The sequence below is a fragment of the Rhodococcus sp. MTM3W5.2 genome (assembly GCF_001984015.1).
In the GTDB taxonomy this organism is placed as follows: Bacteria; Actinomycetota; Actinomycetes; order Mycobacteriales; family Mycobacteriaceae; genus Rhodococcus_G; species Rhodococcus_G oryzae.
In genome coordinates this window covers 705,706-721,749 of sequence record NZ_CP019572.1, presented here as the reverse complement: position 1 = coordinate 721,749, position 16,044 = coordinate 705,706, and the positions used below count along the sequence as shown (strand labels likewise).

The 16,044-nt window shown below is 65.1% G+C and carries 13 protein-coding genes and 3 pseudogenes; 8 read left to right on the top strand and 8 right to left on the bottom strand.

Going from position 1 to position 16,044, the window contains the following annotated elements:
- Positions 1–153: 153 nt before the first annotated feature.
- On the bottom strand, positions 154–1,107 hold the full coding sequence (locus BTZ20_RS03425) for a LysR family transcriptional regulator (protein WP_223263610.1): 954 nt from the start codon (positions 1,105–1,107) through the stop codon (positions 154–156).
- A 111-nt stretch (positions 1,108–1,218) separates the two neighbouring features.
- Here BTZ20_RS03425 and BTZ20_RS03420 point away from each other — a divergent pair, with 111 nt between their 5' ends.
- Both BTZ20_RS03420 and BTZ20_RS03415 read left to right on the top strand, forming a co-directional pair.
- Positions 1,219–2,112 carry an NAD(P)H-binding protein gene (locus BTZ20_RS03420; RefSeq protein ID WP_077040379.1) on the top strand — a complete coding sequence of 298 codons (894 nt, stop codon included), beginning with the start codon at positions 1,219–1,221 and terminating at the stop codon, positions 2,110–2,112.
- Positions 2,113–2,176: 64 nt separating this feature from the next.
- Positions 2,177–2,542 (top strand): annotated as a pseudogene (locus BTZ20_RS03415) (darcynin family protein).
- 63 nt (positions 2,543–2,605) lie between these two features.
- Here BTZ20_RS03415 and BTZ20_RS03410 read toward each other — a convergent pair.
- Positions 2,606–3,184, bottom strand: a complete 579-nt coding sequence (locus BTZ20_RS03410; protein ID WP_077040378.1) for a TetR/AcrR family transcriptional regulator — start codon at positions 3,182–3,184, stop codon at positions 2,606–2,608.
- A gap of 152 nt (positions 3,185–3,336) precedes the next feature.
- Here BTZ20_RS03410 and BTZ20_RS03405 point away from each other — a divergent pair, with 152 nt between their 5' ends.
- Complete coding sequence (locus BTZ20_RS03405; RefSeq protein ID WP_077040377.1) at positions 3,337–4,521, top strand: GDSL-type esterase/lipase family protein; 1,185 nt, start codon at positions 3,337–3,339, stop codon at positions 4,519–4,521.
- 72 nt (positions 4,522–4,593) lie between these two features.
- Here the strand turns inward: BTZ20_RS03405 and BTZ20_RS26525 are convergent, their stop codons facing one another.
- The 4 genes and pseudogenes from BTZ20_RS26525 to BTZ20_RS26085 form a co-directional block, all read right to left on the bottom strand.
- On the bottom strand, positions 4,594–5,118 hold the full coding sequence (locus BTZ20_RS26525; protein ID WP_145982188.1) for a hypothetical protein: 525 nt from the start codon (positions 5,116–5,118) through the stop codon (positions 4,594–4,596).
- Between the two features lie 22 nt (positions 5,119–5,140).
- Positions 5,141–5,335 (bottom strand): hypothetical protein, encoded by a 195-nt coding sequence (locus tag BTZ20_RS26520; protein ID WP_145982187.1) that lies wholly within the window; start codon positions 5,333–5,335, stop codon positions 5,141–5,143.
- Positions 5,336–5,364: 29 nt separating this feature from the next.
- Positions 5,365–6,404 (bottom strand): annotated as a pseudogene (locus BTZ20_RS03395) (serine hydrolase domain-containing protein).
- A gap of 829 nt (positions 6,405–7,233) precedes the next feature.
- A complete protein-coding gene (locus BTZ20_RS26085) occupies positions 7,234–7,770 on the bottom strand; it encodes a MarR family winged helix-turn-helix transcriptional regulator (RefSeq protein ID WP_189636579.1) in 537 nt (178 codons plus the stop codon).
- Between BTZ20_RS26085 and BTZ20_RS03385 the strand changes: the two genes are divergently transcribed.
- Positions 7,739–8,821 (top strand): substrate-binding domain-containing protein, encoded by a 1,083-nt coding sequence (locus BTZ20_RS03385; protein WP_077043454.1) that lies wholly within the window; start codon positions 7,739–7,741, stop codon positions 8,819–8,821. The genes BTZ20_RS26085 and BTZ20_RS03385 overlap by 32 nt on opposite strands.
- 109 nt (positions 8,822–8,930) lie before the next feature.
- Here the strand turns inward: BTZ20_RS03385 and BTZ20_RS03380 are convergent, their stop codons facing one another.
- Positions 8,931–10,661, bottom strand: coding sequence for a purine-cytosine permease family protein (locus tag BTZ20_RS03380; RefSeq protein WP_077040375.1), 1,731 nt, complete (start codon positions 10,659–10,661; stop codon positions 8,931–8,933).
- A gap of 208 nt (positions 10,662–10,869) precedes the next feature.
- Here BTZ20_RS03380 and BTZ20_RS03375 point away from each other — a divergent pair, with 208 nt between their 5' ends.
- Positions 10,870–11,172 carry an FmdB family zinc ribbon protein gene (locus tag BTZ20_RS03375; protein WP_317616074.1) on the top strand — a complete coding sequence of 101 codons (303 nt, stop codon included), beginning with the start codon at positions 10,870–10,872 and terminating at the stop codon, positions 11,170–11,172.
- Between the two features lie 19 nt (positions 11,173–11,191).
- Positions 11,192–12,443: pseudogene (gene fmdA, locus BTZ20_RS03370) on the top strand (formamidase).
- Positions 12,444–13,739: 1,296 nt separating this feature from the next.
- Here the strand turns inward: fmdA and BTZ20_RS03365 are convergent.
- Entirely contained in the window at positions 13,740–14,756 is a 1,017-nt protein-coding gene (locus BTZ20_RS03365) for a hypothetical protein (protein ID WP_077040374.1), read from the bottom strand.
- Positions 14,757–14,891: 135 nt separating this feature from the next.
- On the opposite strand from BTZ20_RS03365, the gene BTZ20_RS27075 reads away from it, so the two are divergent.
- Positions 14,892–15,068, top strand: coding sequence for a hypothetical protein (locus tag BTZ20_RS27075; protein ID WP_189636578.1), 177 nt, complete (start codon positions 14,892–14,894; stop codon positions 15,066–15,068).
- Between the two features lie 136 nt (positions 15,069–15,204).
- Entirely contained in the window at positions 15,205–15,639 is a 435-nt protein-coding gene (locus BTZ20_RS03360; protein ID WP_145982184.1) for a hypothetical protein, read from the top strand.
- Positions 15,640–16,044: the final 405 nt, after the last annotated feature.

Below are 16,044 nucleotides of genomic sequence, written 5' to 3'. Positions count from 1 at the left end.
GCCCCGAGCAGCTCACACCCCTGGCAAACGAAAACGTCGATGAACGCACGCCTGCAGTCCCCAGCACCGACTCGTCGCGAGGCCGGCGGGATACGAAACGCTCCTGATACGAGGTTCCTGAGCCTCAGAAATGAGCACGAGGCAAGGGATGCCTCAGTCAGATGGTGTGGTTGGGCTCCTAGGCGTGCGAAGGGTCCGGCGGATGGTGTTGCGGAGCCAGTGGTGGGCTCCGTCGGCTGTGTGTCGGGGGTGCCAGGCCATGCCGATGGTCAATGGCGGCAGCGCCAGGGGGATCTCGAGGAGGTGCAGTCCGAGGGCGGTCGCGTCGTCCGTGAGGGGCGACGGGTCGGCACCGAGGAGTGCGGCGGGTACGAGGCAGACCATGTCGCTGCGGGCGGTGAGGGTCATGGCGGCCAGGTGGCTGGGGAGGACGACGCTGACCCGCCGTCGGAGGTTCTGCCCGGCCAGCGCCGTGTCGAGAGGGCCGGTGAACCGGCCACGGCGGCTGACCGCGACGTGTTGGGCCGCCGCGAGCCGGGCCGGGGTCAAGGGTTCTTCGGTGAGGTGGTGGCCGGGCCGGACGGCCGCCACCATGCGCAGACTGACCAGTTCTTCGACCTCGGTTTCGGGATCTACGTGGTCGATGGATCCGATCTCCAGATCGATCCGGCCGTCGCGGAGTGCGGATCCGGCCTCCAGCTCTTCGGCCAGGAGCCGGAACGAGACCCCCGGCGCCTCCTGCTGGGCCAGTTGCAGCAGTCGGGGGGCCAGTGCCGCGCCGACCAGGTCGGCGGCCTGGAGGGTGAAGGTGCGGCTCAGGCCGGCGGGGTCGACGCCCGTCCCGGGGCTGAGCAGTGCTCCGAGGCTGCGTACCACTGCGGCGGCTTCGTCGCGCAGGGCCTGGGCACGCGGGGTGGGGACCATGGTCTGTCCGGCCCGGACCAGGAGGGGGTCTTGGAGAATGCGGCGCAGGCGGGCGAGGGCGCGGCTCATGGCGGCGGGCGAGGTGTGCAGGCGGGCGGCGGCGCGGGTGACGCTGTGCTCGGCCAGCAGGGCGTCCAGCGCGATGGCGAGATTGGCGTCGATGACCGGATCTGGGCGGTTCACCAGCATCATTCCATTTCAGTCAATGATTAAGTGCTGAAGTTCCCATTGTGGCAATGCCTGACTCTCCGCAGGATGACGGGTGTCCGATCCAACACGACCTGCGAGGCTTTCATGATCGTTATTACTGCTCCTACCGGGAACATCGGCCGTCCCCTGCTCTCCCAGCTCCTCGAGTCCGCCCCCGCCGCGGGCGAGGAACTGCGGGTGATCGTGCGCGATCCCGCGCGGCTCCCGGACGCGGCGCACGGACGCATCGAGGTGATCACCGGCTCGCACGCAGACGCGAGGGTCCTCGACCGGGCCTTCGAGGGCGCGGACGCCGTCTTCTGGCTCGTCCCCCCGGACGCCTCCCAGACCCCACACGACGGCTACAGCGGCTTCAGCCGCGCCGCCGCGGCGGCGCTCGCCGCCCACGGCGTCGGCCATGTCGTCGGGGTCTCGGCGCTCGGCCGCGGCACCCCGGTCGCCGACCGCGCCGGCCTGGTCACCGCCTCCCTCGCCATGGACGACCTCATCGCCGGCACCGGCGTCGCCTACCGGGCCCTGGCCAACCCGTCCTTCTTCGAGAACCTCCTGGAGGAGTCCGACTCGATCCGCGACAAGGGCGTGTTCACCGACGTCGTCGACGGCGACCGCAAAGCTCCCATCGTCGCTGTCGCCGATATCGCGGCCGTCGCCGCCGGCCTGCTGCTGGACCGCTCGTGGACCGGCATCGACAGCGTTCCCGTCCTCGGGCCGCAGGACCTGTCCCCCAACGACCTGGCCCGCATCATGACCGAACAGCTCGGCCGCCCCGTCCGCTACGAACGCCAGCCGCTCGATGAGCTGCACGCCACCCTCGTCGGCTATGGCCTCAACGAGGCGTTCGTCCAGGGTGTCGTCGACATGAAGCGGGCCAAGGACCAGGGCCTCGACGCCGGAGTCGCCCGCACCCCAGACACCGCGTCCCCCACCAGCTTCGAGCAGTGGTGCGCCCAGACCCTCGAGCCCGCTGTCCGCTCCTGAGGCCCACCACCCGTCGCCAGGAACCCCTATCGCCCAGCGCACCAACACCTTTGGAGGCACCCTGATGCCCGCTGAAAGAACCGAACCACCCGTCACGGCGTTCATGCTCGTCAAGACCACACCCGAGTGGCTGGCTCTGACCGTCCAGGAACGTGTGAACGCCTTCACCACCCAGGTCCTACCCGCCGTGGAGGCCAAGACCACCGGCGTACGGTCACGCTTCTACGACACCGAGTTCTACTCCGCACGCGTCACCGACGTCTGGGTATGGGAAGCAGAAGACCACCACGCCTACCAGCTCCTCATCGACGCACTGCGCGAAACCCCGTTCTGAGATCGCTACTTCGAGGTCGTCGACCTCCTCGTCGGCACCGAGAACGGCTACGCCCGAACCTACGGCGTCGAACCCGTCGCCACCATCACCACCTGAACCGACGCGAGCCGCGCGCTCGTTGGCCGATGTCAACCGGCCGGAGGACATCGGCCATCGAGCTCATACCGCCTTCTTCGCGGGCCAGTTGACCAGGAGAGAGTCCAGGGCGTCCAGGATTCGGGACCACGATTCCTGAGAATCGGGGGCGCTGTGACTGAAGGCTCCGCTCATCTCCAAGCTGGCGTAACCGTGAAAGATGCTCCCCATCAACCGAACAGCGTGAGTCTGGTCCGGTTCCGGGAGGTCGTAGGCTCGCAGAATTGCCCGCATCATCTGTGAGTGCTTCATACCTGCACTCGCGGCTGCGGCCTCAGGATCGATCTGCATCCGGGCAGCGGTGTATCGGCCCGGATGCAACCTGGCGTAATCGCGGTAGACGTTCGCGAACGCAGTCAGAGCATCGCTGCCGGCGCGCCCCGCCACGGCATCGGCAGCCTGATCGGCCATCTCCTCCAACGCGAGTAGCGCAATCCTCGTTTTGAGTTCATGCGAACTCTTCAGATGGGAATACAGGCTGGCGACCTTGACGTCGAAGCGTCTGGCGACGGCGGAGACCGTCACCTGTTCGAAGCCGACTTCGTCGGCCAGCTCCGCGCCGGCTTGCGTCAGCCGCTCCGGAGTCAGTCCGGCACGTGCCATGTCCTGCGTCCCATTCCGTCGATTCCTTAACCCGCTTGCCTAAACCCTATAGGCAAAATATGGTTTCGTATAGCAAGTGAGCCCTGTGTCCGGACCCGTTACCGGACACGTCGGCGCCACAACATACGAGAATCGACCTACAGGTGAACCCCATGCACAGCCAGAACGACTGGATAACCACCGCCATCACCGAGGACCTCCTGCGCGGCGCCTTCGAGCTCGAATACACCGAGCACGGCCTACTCCCCCACCGCCTGCCTGCTCGTGCGCGCGCCCAATGCGCCGACGGACAACTCACCATGGCCGAAGCTCAGCCCTCCGGCGTGCGGCTGGTGTTCCGAACGCGCGCCACCTCTGTCGAATTGGACACGCTGCCCACCACACGGATCTACGTGGGCGCCCCACCGCGTCCAGCAGGTGTGTACGACCTCCTGGTCGACGGCCAACTGACCGGTCAGGCCAGCGTGTCGGGCGGCAACACGGTAACCATCGATCTGGCCACCGGAGCCAGTGACAGGCAGCATGGACACGTCGGAACGGTGCGCTTCGCCAACCTGCCGGCCGGCCTGAAGAAGGTCGAAATCTGGCTTCCACACAACGAAACAACAGAACTCGTCGGCCTGCGTACAGATGCAGTCGTCGAGTCGGCCTTGGACGAGGGCCGCAGCGCGTGGCTGCACCACGGCAGCTCGATCAGCCACGGCTCCGACGCCGCCAGCCCGTCCACCACCTGGCCGGCCCTGGCAGCCTCCCTCGGAGGCGTGGAACTGATCAACCTCGGCCTGAGCGGAAGCGCCCTGCTCGACCCGTTCACCGCCCGCGCACTACGCGACACCCGGGCCGACCTGATCAGCGTCAAGATCGGCATCAATCTGGTCAACACCGACGTGATGCGCCTGCGCGCGTTCGGCCCAGCCGTACACGGCTTTCTCGACACCATCCGCGAAGGTCACCCCACCACACCACTGTTGGTTGTCTCGCCTATCTATTGCCCTATCCACGAGGACACCCCCGGACCCGGCGCCTTCGACTTCGATGCCCTCAGCACTGGACAACTACGCTTCGTGGCGACAGGAGACCCCGCCGAACGGGCAGCCGGAAAGCTGACACTCGGCGTCATCCGGGACGAGTTGGCTCGCATCGTTGCGCAGCGATGCAAAGAAGACCCCAATCTGCACTACCTCGATGGGTGCGAGCTCTACGGTGCCGCCGACTACGCGGAACTGCCGCTACCCGATCAGCTCCACCCGGACGCCGCCACACACCGCCTCATCGGAGAACGCTTCGCCAAACAAGCCTTCACCGTCAACGGGGCCTTCACCGTCAACTCGGCTTGAAACCGATATTCCGCAGCCGATGGCGACAGAACGCCGCCGGACTCGATCGGGGCGCGTTGCTTGTGGGTGTTGTCAGCGAACGAGGGCGATGCCGGCGCTGGGGCCGCCGCCCGGGAGCTGGATCAGTGGGCTGTTCAGCCACTTCTGCGGGGTCACGTCGTATGTGAGCCGCTGGAAGAGCGGGTTCTCAACGGGGCGCATATTGACAACAATGGAGTCACCGCCGTATCCGGAGATGGTGTAGAAGCGCTCGGGGGCGACGGCGCCGACGGTGACGAACTTCGTTGTCGGCGAGCCCAGGGCATCGATCGCGTAAACGCGCCGGTACTCGGTTGCGTTGGTCGCGCCCATTTTCGATGCCGAGACGACCACAGTCTGGCCGGCCTCGTAAATCGGGAAACCCGCATTGCGGGCGGCGATGAGGGCATCGACGGTTAGCCCCTCCGGGGCCCCTAGGCTGCCGGACGATGCGGCCGCAGTGATCGGCGCAAGCGGATTCGAGTTCGGCGCTGCCGATGCGGGTGCCGCCGCACCTGCGACCACTGCCGCGGAAAGAGCTGTCGCAGCGAGCAGTTGCGTCACCTTGCGTGCATTCATGGAGATCCCCCTGTTGGTTGTGTTAGCTCTGGACCGGATTCAGTACCCAGCGTCGTGGGATGTAGGCGTTGAGCGTTGTCAGATCGTGCCGGCTACCGGCGGGATCGAGCTGGTAGCAGATGGTGGACTTGTAGGAGGCGCAGTAGATGTCGTTCGTGCCGAAGGGGCGGGCGATGATCGACTGCCCTGACGATGCCCGAACAGAAGCTACTTGCACGTCGCGTCAGCTTCTGGCGTACCAGGGCATCAGAGCGCTTTCAGCAGATCGAGTCCCTCCCTCTCGATGTTCGCGATCTGATTGGTCTGGATGACGATCGCTCGGCCGCGGGCTCGGTCCATCATGATGACGCCCTGGAAGCCGCCTGTCCCGCCCGCGTGCGTCGTGTACTCAACACCGTCGCGGTTGAAGACCGTCCACGACATCCCTCCTCGCGTGCCGCCGATCTTGTCCCATCGAGGCGTCATCGCACTCGAACCGGGGGCCGTCCCGGCCAGCAGTGCCGACGTGTAGCGGACCATGTCGGGAAGGGTCGAGCGCAGTCCACCGGCCGGTGCGTAGGCGTCGATGGCCCAGGGTCCTGCGGCCTGCCCTGGGCATTGAATCCGGCGCTGACGCCGGGAGGGAGGTCGGCGGCCGTCAACGGCAGCCAGGTGTGTGCGAGGCCGAGTGGTTCGAGCATCCGCTCGCGCAGAAGGGTTGCGTAGTCGGTGTGTGCGGCCGCGGCGAGCGCCTGGCCGAGAAGTGCGTATCCGAGCGTGGAGTACGAAACGACGAGGCCGCGCCCGACGAGGGGTGACCAGCGTGCCTGATTCAGAAGTGCTTCCCGGTCAAAGGTGAAGGGATTCTTCCCCTCCAGCTGCCACGCGATCCCGCCGGCTGCCATGTCGGGCGTGAGGGCGAACTGTGGCAGACCGGACTTGTGACTTGCGAGCTCGATCAGCATCACGTCCGCGACCGGGGTGCCGCCCACGGGAAGAAGTTCGCCGACCCTGGTGTCCTCACGGACCTCGCCGCGAGAAATCGCCTCAGTGAACAGTCCAGCGGTGAAAGTCTTTGTGATGGAGCCGATCTCGTACTCGCAATCCTCCGTCGCGCCGAAATACGCGTAACGGGTTCCCGACGAGTCGATATACGCGATACCGGCCTGATCGTGGGGTGCCCGCTCCAGGATGGGTCGAGCGACCGCCGCAAGACTCGCATCACCCACGGCGGTAGCCGGTGCCAGTGCAGCCGCGGTCGGCGCCGCGCCCACCACCAGTGCGACCGCGCAGACGGCAGCGGTCATCAAGATCGATCGGCGCATGTCTAATCCCCCAGAAAAGTAATGGACGGTCGGTATATATCGCGTGCGGTGAGGAGCGTTACAGAGAGCTGCCTCGGCCGGGGGCACGCCTTCCATGGCCGGTCAACGCCACGATGGGACACTCCGAGCTGAGGAGACCTGCTCGCACACCTGATCACATACCCAGCATGGAATCTATCCAGTTTCTCGTGATTTGGAGTCCTCGCCAAGTGTGATCACCGACTGGTCAACCTATCCAATCCGCTTACAGCCCAGACCGAACCGGCATAGGTGAACACCCCTCCATCAAATGGGGTGTCCACCAATTCTTGCCCGTGACGTTCACGCATCCACTCCGCTACGCCTGCTAGCAGGCCGGGCTGGCTGCCCACGACAGCCTCGGCTTGACCTGGATCCACCGATGAGTGCGGTGGCATGAGCGTGGCGTAACGGCCAAATACCCTTGCGCGGACGAAGAATTGGGCTTGCCTAGGGTCCAGTTCTTGCCGCCACGAAGGCCATCTCGTAGGTGCGAGCTACTCACAAAGTCGCTGCTGTTTTCGATGACCCGAACCTCGTGTCGGCCACTGGGCCGGTTTGCCTCCGCACGGTGGCGGTGACAGTTCCGACTCGGTCGGGAGCGTCGGGTCACTGTTCGGATCGTGAGGGTGGAAACTGGCGCCCGCTGCCAATTCGCCTCGCCAGTCAGCAATTCCAAGACTGTAGACTGACAGGGCGCGCCATCTGCGGTTCCCATATCTATTCTGAAACCGACTTTGACTGTCCGGCGAACCAGCCTTCCAGTCGGTGAGTCGCCCCAGCGTTCCTGGCTCTAGATCCGGGCAGGCTCGGGGTCGTGCAGTTGTTCGAGGAATGCACTCAATGACCGTGCCAGCCGGCCGTTGTCGTCGGCGAACTGGTCCAGGCCGCCGGCCTCGATGGCGCGGGTCATCTTCTGATGGGTGGCGAGTCCTCGCCTGGTGGGGAAGACGAGTACGCGCCGGCGGTCGGTGTCGTCGACTTTGCGGTGCACGAGGTTGTCGGCAATCATCGCGTCGATCAGCCGAGTCAGGCTGGCCCCGGTGAGCTGTGTTGCGTCGGCGAGTTGCGTCATCGGGTGGCCGGCGGAGTCCGCCACGGCGACAAGTACATGCCAGCGGGCGGTCGAGGTTTCTCCGAGGCAGGTTGAGATGGACCGTTCCAGTTCTTGTGAGGCTTGCCGCACCAGTCGCGTCAACTCCTCGAGTGCGGTGGCGCCGGTGCTATTGTCCACAACGACACTATACAGCGCCGTATGGGAATGTTTCAGATAGAAATATATGGCGGCGGTGAAACCCATGACGAATTCGATCTCGGCGTTCGGTCGCATTCGACAGAGCATCGACATTGCGCTGGTCGTGCCACGCAGCGGTGCGGCTGGAATGTTCGGCCCGTCCTGTGAGGCATCCGCGGACCTGGCCGTCGCAGCCCTCAACGCGGCAGGTGGCATTCTTGACCGGCCCGTGAGGCTGCACCCCGTCGACGCCGGGTCGCCGCTGCCGGTATTGGCGGCGCAAATCGACGCGATGGTCAGCTCCGGGTCGGTTGACGGCGTCGTCGGCTGGCATTTGTCCAATGCTCGCAAGGTGATCACACCGACGACCGCGGGTCGGGTGCCATACGTTTACACCACCTTCTACGAGGGCGGCGAGGATTCCGACGGTGTCTACATGGTCGGCGAGACGCCGGAGCAGCAGTTGTTCCCGGCAATGAGCTGGCTGCGCGCCGAACTGGGAATCCGCCGCTGGTGTCTGGTCGGCAACGACTACGTGTGGCCACGGGAAACAGCAAGGACAACACGGGACTTCGCCGGCTCAACAAGCATGGACATCGTCGGGGAATCGTTCGTCCCGCTCGGTGGACGCGATTTCGCCGCGGCGCTCGAGATGGTTCGGCACTCGCGGGCGCAGGGGGTGCTGTTGTTGATGGTCGGCGCCGACTGCGCTGCCTTCAACGATGCGTTCGCGCGGGCCGGCCTCGACGCGGACCGGATCCGGTTGAGCATGATGATCGGCGAGGACGTGCTCTACTCGGGCGGACCGGACAGTACGCGCGGATTGTTCACCGCCAGCGGCTACTTTGAGGGCGTGGTCTCTTCGGCAGGCATGGATTTCGGTGCCCGCTACCTCGAACACCACGGTCCGGCGGCGCCTGCGCTGAACAACATCGGCGAATCCTGCTACGAGGGGATCCTGCTGTTCGCGGCCTTGGCGCAGGCGGCCCGGAGCCTCGACCTGCGTGCGATCGAACGCCATGCCCCCACCGTTACCTACGGCGGTCCGCGGGGTGAGGTCCGGGTACGCGGAACCCACACCACCCAGCCCGTCTATCTCGCCGCCGCGGACGAACTCGAGTTCAACGTTCTCGCCGAATTGAAATGAGACTCTTCGATGTAAGCCCAAGTCGTTCACGCCAGGGAGAACAGGCAAGCCGTGACGTAACAGTCCCGGCCAGGTCGGATGAACGACCTGGCCGGGACATCCACGGCAATCACACGACGCTTTGCGCCTTCCGAAGGCCGAGTCCGTCAGCGTCGACGGCATTCTCGTAGGACGCGGATTGACACTGCTCGTGACAGTTCTTCGTGAGTGTGCAGGTGAGCGAGGAGATCGGTCCGCCGTGGAACGGGCAGTCGTGCACCATGTCGGGGAGTTCGTAACGCTTACCGTCCACGACGTCGAGGAGGGTCTGCCCGGCCCACAGTGGTTCCTTCTCGATCTCTTCACGGAGCGGGTTCGGCCGGGCCAGGTAGTACTTGCCGCCGGTGAGGACCGCGATGAGCGGGGTGAGGACCAGTGCGATCGCCAGAGCCAGGTAGGGCGACCACGCCTGCAGGAAGGCGCCGAAGGCGCCGAAGTAGGCGACGATCGAGACCGATGATGCGACCAGCATCGAAACGAATCCGACCGGGTTGATCGGATAGAGGTACGCCCGCTTGAACTCGATGTAGGGCGGGCTGATCTTGAGGATCCCCTTGTTGATGACGAGATCCGCGACGATGGCCCCGATCCAGGCGATGGCCACGTTGGAGTAGAACCCAAGGATAGTGTTCAGGACGGTGAACATGTTCGCCAGCATCAGTGTCAGCGCGATCGCGATGTGCAGGGCGAGCCAGACGACCCGACCGGGGTGGACGTGGAGAACGCGGCTGAAGAAGTTCGACCACGACAGCGAACCCGAGTAGGCGTTGGTGACGTTGATCTTGATCTGGGAGAGCAGCACCATGACGGTGGCGATCGCGAGTGCCACGGTGGGGTTGTGGATCATCGTGCTGTAGCTGCCGAGGAACTGCTCGATCGGCTCGGTGGCCCGGGTGAAGCCCACTTCTCCAGCGATGTAGAACGCGAGGAACGCTCCGCAGATCTGCTTGGCGGCACCGAGAATCACCCATCCGGGGCCGGCAGCGAGTACGGCGGCCCACCACCGCAGCGGCGGTGTCTCCGACTTTTCGGGCATGAATCGCAGGTAGTCGACCTGCTCGCCGATCTGTGCGATCAGGGACAGTGCAACGCCGGCGCCCGCGCCGACCGCGACTGCAGTGACCCGTTCACTGCCGCCGTCTCCGGCCCACGAGAGGAACCCATCGAAGCCGCTCGGGTCGGCGATCGCGATCATCACCAGCGGTGCGGCGAAGAGGATCAGCCACAACGGTTGTGTCCATACCTGGAATTTCGCCAGGGCAGACATGCCGTACAGAACGAGCGGAATGATGATGAGGGAGCCGATCAGGTAGCCGACCGGCAGCGGCATGTCGAAGGCCAAATGCATCGCCTGGGCCATGATCGCACCCTCGAGCGCGAAGAAGATGAAGCAGAAGCTGGCGTAGATCAGGCTGGTCAGAGTAGACCCGAAGTAGCCGAACCCGGCACCGCGGGTGAGTAGGTCCATGTCCAGGTTGTACTTCGCGGCGTAGTACGCAATCGGGATACCGGTCAGGAAGATGGTTACCGCTGCGACGAGGATCGCCACGATCGCGCTGGCAGCGCCATGGCTGACTGCGATCGACGCGCCGATGGAGTAGTCGGCGAGATACGCGATGCCTCCCAGTGCGGTCACGGAACAGGCCATCGGACTCCAACGGCGGAACGACTTCGGTGCGTAGCGCAGCGAATAGTCCTCGATGTTGTCCTTCTCGGCCCACTCCCGGAACCTGGACCAGGTTGTTCGTGTGCCCGTGTCCGTCGGTTGCTGCCCGGCGGGTGTTGGCGAGACGGTGCTCATCTGCGTCCTCTCTTGCTGTCGAAGCTGCGGCGTGTCCACGAGCTGCAGTAGGCAAGACGCTAAGGGGAATAGGCCCAAATGGAGATACTCCATATGGAAATTAACGGGACCGCCACAAGACGCCGCGCACGTAACACGAAGCTCACCTGACGGATTCGCCGCGGTGACCTACCGCGGCGAATATCGTCGCCATACGGAATAGCCCCGTATGAAACTAATGGAGGTGGCCGTGCCCTACTACCAGTTCACCTGCCGAAGCTGCGGCAGCTTCGACAGCAACTACGCGATGGCCGACGTCCCACTCGAGTCCGCCTGCCCGCACTGCGCAAACCCCAGTGCACGAAGCCTCGGCGGCGCCAGCCTGATCAGAACTCAGTCCGCGGCCGCACGACTGATCGACCAAACCAAACGGACCGCGAGTGAGCCTGCAGTCGTCGGCGCGCCACCGCCCAGCACCGGAAATCGGGCCTTCACCCGAAACCCGTTGCACCGCAAACTCCCCCGCCCCTAACACCGAGAGAAGGCCCGCCATGCCCGAACTGATCTTTCCTCTCGACTCCACCAAAAAGTTCACCGATCAACACCTCGTCGGCCACAACCGCTGGCACCCCGACATCCCCGCCGCCGTCACCGTCAAGCCGGGCGACGAGTTCCGCGTCCACGTCCGCGAATGGTTCGATGGCGCCATCCACAACGACGACTCCGCTGACGACATCCTCCATGCCCCACTCAGCACCGTGCACTGCCTCTCCGGCCCATTCGCAGTTGAAGGCGCCCAACCAGGTGACCTCCTCATCGTCGACATCCTCGACATCGGACCGATCCCCAAGAAGACTCCGGCCCCCTCGCGGGACAGGGCTGGGGGTACACGGGCATCTTCGCCACCGACAACGGCGGCGGATTTCTCACCGAACATTTTCCCGACGCCTACAAGGCGATCTGGGACTTCAGCGGCCACACCGCCACCTCCCGGCACATCCCCGGAGTGCAGTTCACCGGCATCACGCACCCCGGACTCATGGGAACCGCCCCTCCGCTGCGCTGCTGGCAAAATGGAACAGCCGAGAAGGCGCACTGATCGCGACCGACCCGCAGCGGGTACCGCCGCTCGCGCTGCCACCCGAGCCGCAAGACGCGATCCTCGGATCACTGACCGGTACCGCGGTCGGCCGGGCCGCAGCCGAAGCCGCACGCACCGCCCCACCGCGCGAGAACGGAGGCAACCAGGACATCAAGAACTTCACCCGCGGCAGCCGGGTCTTCTACCCGGTGTTCGTCGACGGCGCGAACCTATCCGTCGGCGACCTTCACTTCTCCCAAGGCGACGGTGAAATCACCTTCTGCGGCGCCATCGAGATGGGCGGCTTCATCGACCTACGAGTCGACCTGATCAAGAACGGCATGGAGCTCTACGGCGTCGCCGAGAACGCAATCTTCCTGCCGGGCAACGAAGGCCCGAACTACACCGAATTCTTGGCCTTCTCCGGCACCTCGGTCACCCTCGACGGCGAACAGCGCTACCTCGACTCCCAGCTGTCCTTCCAACGTGCCTGCTTGCACGCTATCGACTACCTCACAAAGTTCGGCTACAGCCCGGAGCAGGCCTACCTGCTGCTCGGGGCCGCACCGATCGAAGGACGCTTCTCCGGGGTGGTCGACATCCCCAACTCCTGCGCCACCGTCTACATTCCGACCGCCATATTCGACTTCCCTGTCGTCCCGACCGCCGCCGGACCCATCACTATCAACCCTGGCCCCGGCGCCCCCCGAGCCAACCGGTAGGGGGTCAGAGGAATATTGCCGACGGATCTTCCGCTAAGCCTCAACCCGCCGACTCACCATGCCTAGAGTCCCAGAACATTCACTGCAACAATGCATTTAGACATGACTCACGCCAAGAACCCTGCATCGGACAGATGCAGGGTTCTTTCCGGCTAGATGCGCTGTCAGTCCCCAGCTTGGGAACGGAAGCTGTCGGCGACTTTTCGGGAGTTCCTTACCGACCTCAACTACCCCCGGCAACCGGGACAGGCGCCTGGGTGGCCTTCCAAAAGGGAAGCTAAACCTATTGCTGCACAGAAGTATTCATGTAGTCGATAGCAGAGACTATCAACGTTCTTACCGGTAGCGGTCGGTTTCCGACGCCTGAGTCGACCCCCGGCCCGCCCGGCGGGCGTCGTCGAGGCCGGCCATCGTGCGTCGTTCCATCTGCACGAGTGCACCGAGGATGTGTCGCGGGCGGGCGCCTGTTCGTCAGGTCAGCAGGTTCCGCTGATAGCGTCCTCGACGCCGCGCCGGAATTCAGCTCGATCGGCCGAGCTGGCCGACTCCCATTCGGATCCGTGCGCGGGCCACTGCATGAACTCGTCGGCCGTGATCGACGCCCGAGACGCGCCTTTCGATTCTGTCCAGCCAATGTACTCGCGGGTCGCCGCGCATGCGTCGCCGTACGCTGAGTGCTCAAGCGACCCGGCTACGTGCACTGGACCAGCTGTGGAAAGGGCTGCGCCAGTCGTGGTCTGGCTACTTGACTGGATCGTTGTCGCGGTCGGTGATGCGACAGTGACAGTAGCAATAGGGGTCGATTCCGCCGATGAACAGCCTGTGAGCAGTGCAGCTCCGATGGAAGCGGCCGCCAAAAGCGACTTCTTATTCATGCTCTCATCCAACCCGGCAAACCGGTCGGTTTGGATTCGAAAGCGCCCACATCGGTCGAAGCTCACTACCGGACCCGCCTATCGGGTCCGTCACAGAGAACTGCCGAACAGGTATCCACTCGGTCCGATCCGGCGCCTCGCAGGCTAGAGGCCCTGCGCCGCACGACCCGTTCGGCCACCGCACACCTGCCGGACCGGGCGGCGCCAGAGGGAAACACAATCTGCGAGAACAGCTCAACTCGGTGTACGACCTCCAGCCACCCAATTGCTAACCTGCACTCATTTCCAATAGGGGTGATAATGACGTTTCGCCTGGTGGAGTGAGGTTCTCGGGACCTACCACGCGAACCGCGGTCTACTCGAGCAGGGCGGGGAGAGCGACTTCGGTAACAGTTCCGTCAGGGCGCGCGGCGACCGCCGGTCAGTCCAGTCGCTCAAGGGTGACGCCCGCGATCGTGTCGAGTTCGTCGACCAGCCCTCGCGGACCTGAGATCTCGAGCCAGTCGTCGTCGATCCCTGAATCGGCCAGCCAGACTCGGTCGGTCGGCCAGATCAGGTTCGGCCACTCGACCCAGAACCACCCTGGTGTCCCGTACCAGCCCATCCGTGGTGCGGCCGTGACCGGCCCGGAAAAGAGCACATAGTCGAACTGTGCGATGGTGGCGCGTGGGCCGCTCCGGATCATTGAGGGGAGAGCGGGTTTGGGCGGTGGTGGAGCGGTTTCGCCCTCACGCAGATACGGAGTGAACGATCCGGGGGTGTCGTGGACCCATGCGTAGCCGTCCCAGACACAGAACCAGCACTCGTCCGGGGTGCTGGTGTGCCGGGCCAGGACAGTGCACAGTGCGTCGAGCACGGGAGCAGGAAGGCCGGAGATTCCGCTATTCGGCCCGTCTGGGTGACGGAGCACCGCCCGCGCCGGATATGCGACGTGGGCCGTCCGGGTGGACTGCGCCAGCCAGCGCGCCGGGCCGGTGTCGGTGAGCGGTGTCAGGCGACGCTCCCGCCACCTGGCCCAGGCTTCGTTATCATCGGCCGCGGCCGCGTCTGCGGTGGCGGTGCTTCCGGCGAGGTCGGGCGAGAGATGGAGGGTCGGGTATCCGTCGCCCCACCACTCGATCCCGCCGTCGACGGTCAGCACCTCGGCTTGCCTTCCGAGCGGTTCGCAGACGGCGAGCCGGGACAGCTGCTCGGCGTACTCGCGGGAGCTGTCGCGGCGACCGGGAGCGGGGACGTGGCCGCGGTAGCCGAGAACCCGGGGCCACCACCGCGATCGGTACACGATCCGGACGAATACCGGGTCGCCGTCCACCACGGCGGAGACCAGATCGGTGTTCTCGTCGGCCTCGATCATCGCCGTGGCGACCTCGAGCACCTGCTGCGCCCACGCGCGACGTCGCTCGCGTTCCCTCGCCCGTAGCCAGCCCTGAATCCCCATCCTCGAGACCGTATGCCCGCCGGATCGACGGCGTCCAGGCGCGATGCCGCGGCCCAGGTCGCTCAGACGCCAGGCCAGGCATGGCATGGGAGGCTCGGCGGGTGACTGAACGCAAGCGGATGGGTCGGGCGCCGGGTGCCCATTGGACGACCGATCCCGGTCAAACTCACCGAAGGGCCAGGTCAGCAGGTCCGGGCGATCCGATCCGCGCTCGGTCAGCGGCGCACCGGCACCCTCGTGCGGGTGGCCTTGCGGGCCGTCCTCGCCGACACCTCCGTAGTCACCCGCGCGCTGCTCGCCGAGATTGCATAGACAGTTGGCACGGTGGACACCGCAGTCGGCAGTGCACCGATCGGCGCTCCTGTCACCCGGTAGATGCTGTCGGCGGCCGTTCCATACCGACGGACTGCCTGGCTGTCGCGGGGCAGCAAGCGAGACAGGGGAGGCCATGAGCGAACTGCCACCGATGCGGCCAGTTGAGGTGCGCTACGACCCGTCGATGGATGCGCCGTGGTGGCGAGTAGTGACCGCGATGGTTCTGTCCCAGGCAGCGTTCATCTACTCGTTGATGGTGACCCCAGGTGCCGCGATCGCATGGACAGTCGGAATTCTCGAGGTCATCGTCGGCATGGGATGCGTGGGCATGTCGATAGCGCGGACGCTGCATGAGAATGCTGGCCACCGGATTCCGATGTTGGGTTCGCCACCGGTGCGGCCGCGTCGGTTCGATCTGTTTGCCGGAGTCGGGTTTTCTTTGGTGGTCGGAGGCGCAGTCCTCATCGTCGGCGTGCGCGACCGCGGCTCGTGGCCTATGGTCGCCCTCCTCGCGGTCATGGCGATCACCGCGACCGTTCCCTATGTGATCCACAACAGTCGCTTGTAGACCGGCCCTGGGTGGAAGTCAAGACGGTGTCGGATCTTCCTGGAAATGACCGTGATCTGCTATGAACGCCCTCTACGCGAGCTCCGCTGTCGGGCACCGCTCCGCCATTGGTGAACACCCCTCCATCCACTCCCTCCATCCACTCCAGGACCAACCGCCATCCATTGCCGGGTCCTGCTGTCATTGGGGCTCGAGCAGGACGGAAACGACTTCAGCGACTCGACGGCGGCAAGTTCACGTCCATCGCGATGCCGTTCGCGGCCTTCGGCCCCTTGGCCGGCGCCGCCACAGGCCTGATCATCGGCACCCTTCTTGTAAAGCAACCGAGAGAGCCGCTTCCAGGCGCTGGCGTTTTCGTGGACGGACTGAAGATGTCCGCTAGACAGCTTCGGTTGCGAAGTTCCG

Coding starts and splice junctions, on each gene's coding strand:
- BTZ20_RS03385 (WP_077043454.1), top strand. CDS start 7,739: ATGACGAATTCGATCTCGGCGTTCGGTCGCATTCGACAGAGCATCGAC.
- BTZ20_RS26525 (WP_145982188.1), bottom strand. CDS start 5,118: ATGAATGCACGCAAGGTGACGCAACTGCTCGCTGCGACAGCTCTTTCC.
- BTZ20_RS26085 (WP_189636579.1), bottom strand. CDS start 7,770: ATGCGACCGAACGCCGAGATCGAATTCGTCATGGGTTTCACCGCCGCC.
- BTZ20_RS03405 (WP_077040377.1), top strand. CDS start 3,337: ATGCACAGCCAGAACGACTGGATAACCACCGCCATCACCGAGGACCTC.
- BTZ20_RS03365 (WP_077040374.1), bottom strand. CDS start 14,756: ATGGGGATTCAGGGCTGGCTACGGGCGAGGGAACGCGAGCGACGTCGC.
- BTZ20_RS03380 (WP_077040375.1), bottom strand. CDS start 10,661: ATGAGCACCGTCTCGCCAACACCCGCCGGGCAGCAACCGACGGACACG.
- BTZ20_RS03375 (WP_317616074.1), top strand. CDS start 10,870: ATGAAACTAATGGAGGTGGCCGTGCCCTACTACCAGTTCACCTGCCGA.
- BTZ20_RS03420 (WP_077040379.1), top strand. CDS start 1,219: ATGATCGTTATTACTGCTCCTACCGGGAACATCGGCCGTCCCCTGCTC.
- BTZ20_RS03410 (WP_077040378.1), bottom strand. CDS start 3,184: ATGGCACGTGCCGGACTGACTCCGGAGCGGCTGACGCAAGCCGGCGCG.
- BTZ20_RS03360 (WP_145982184.1), top strand. CDS start 15,205: ATGAGCGAACTGCCACCGATGCGGCCAGTTGAGGTGCGCTACGACCCG.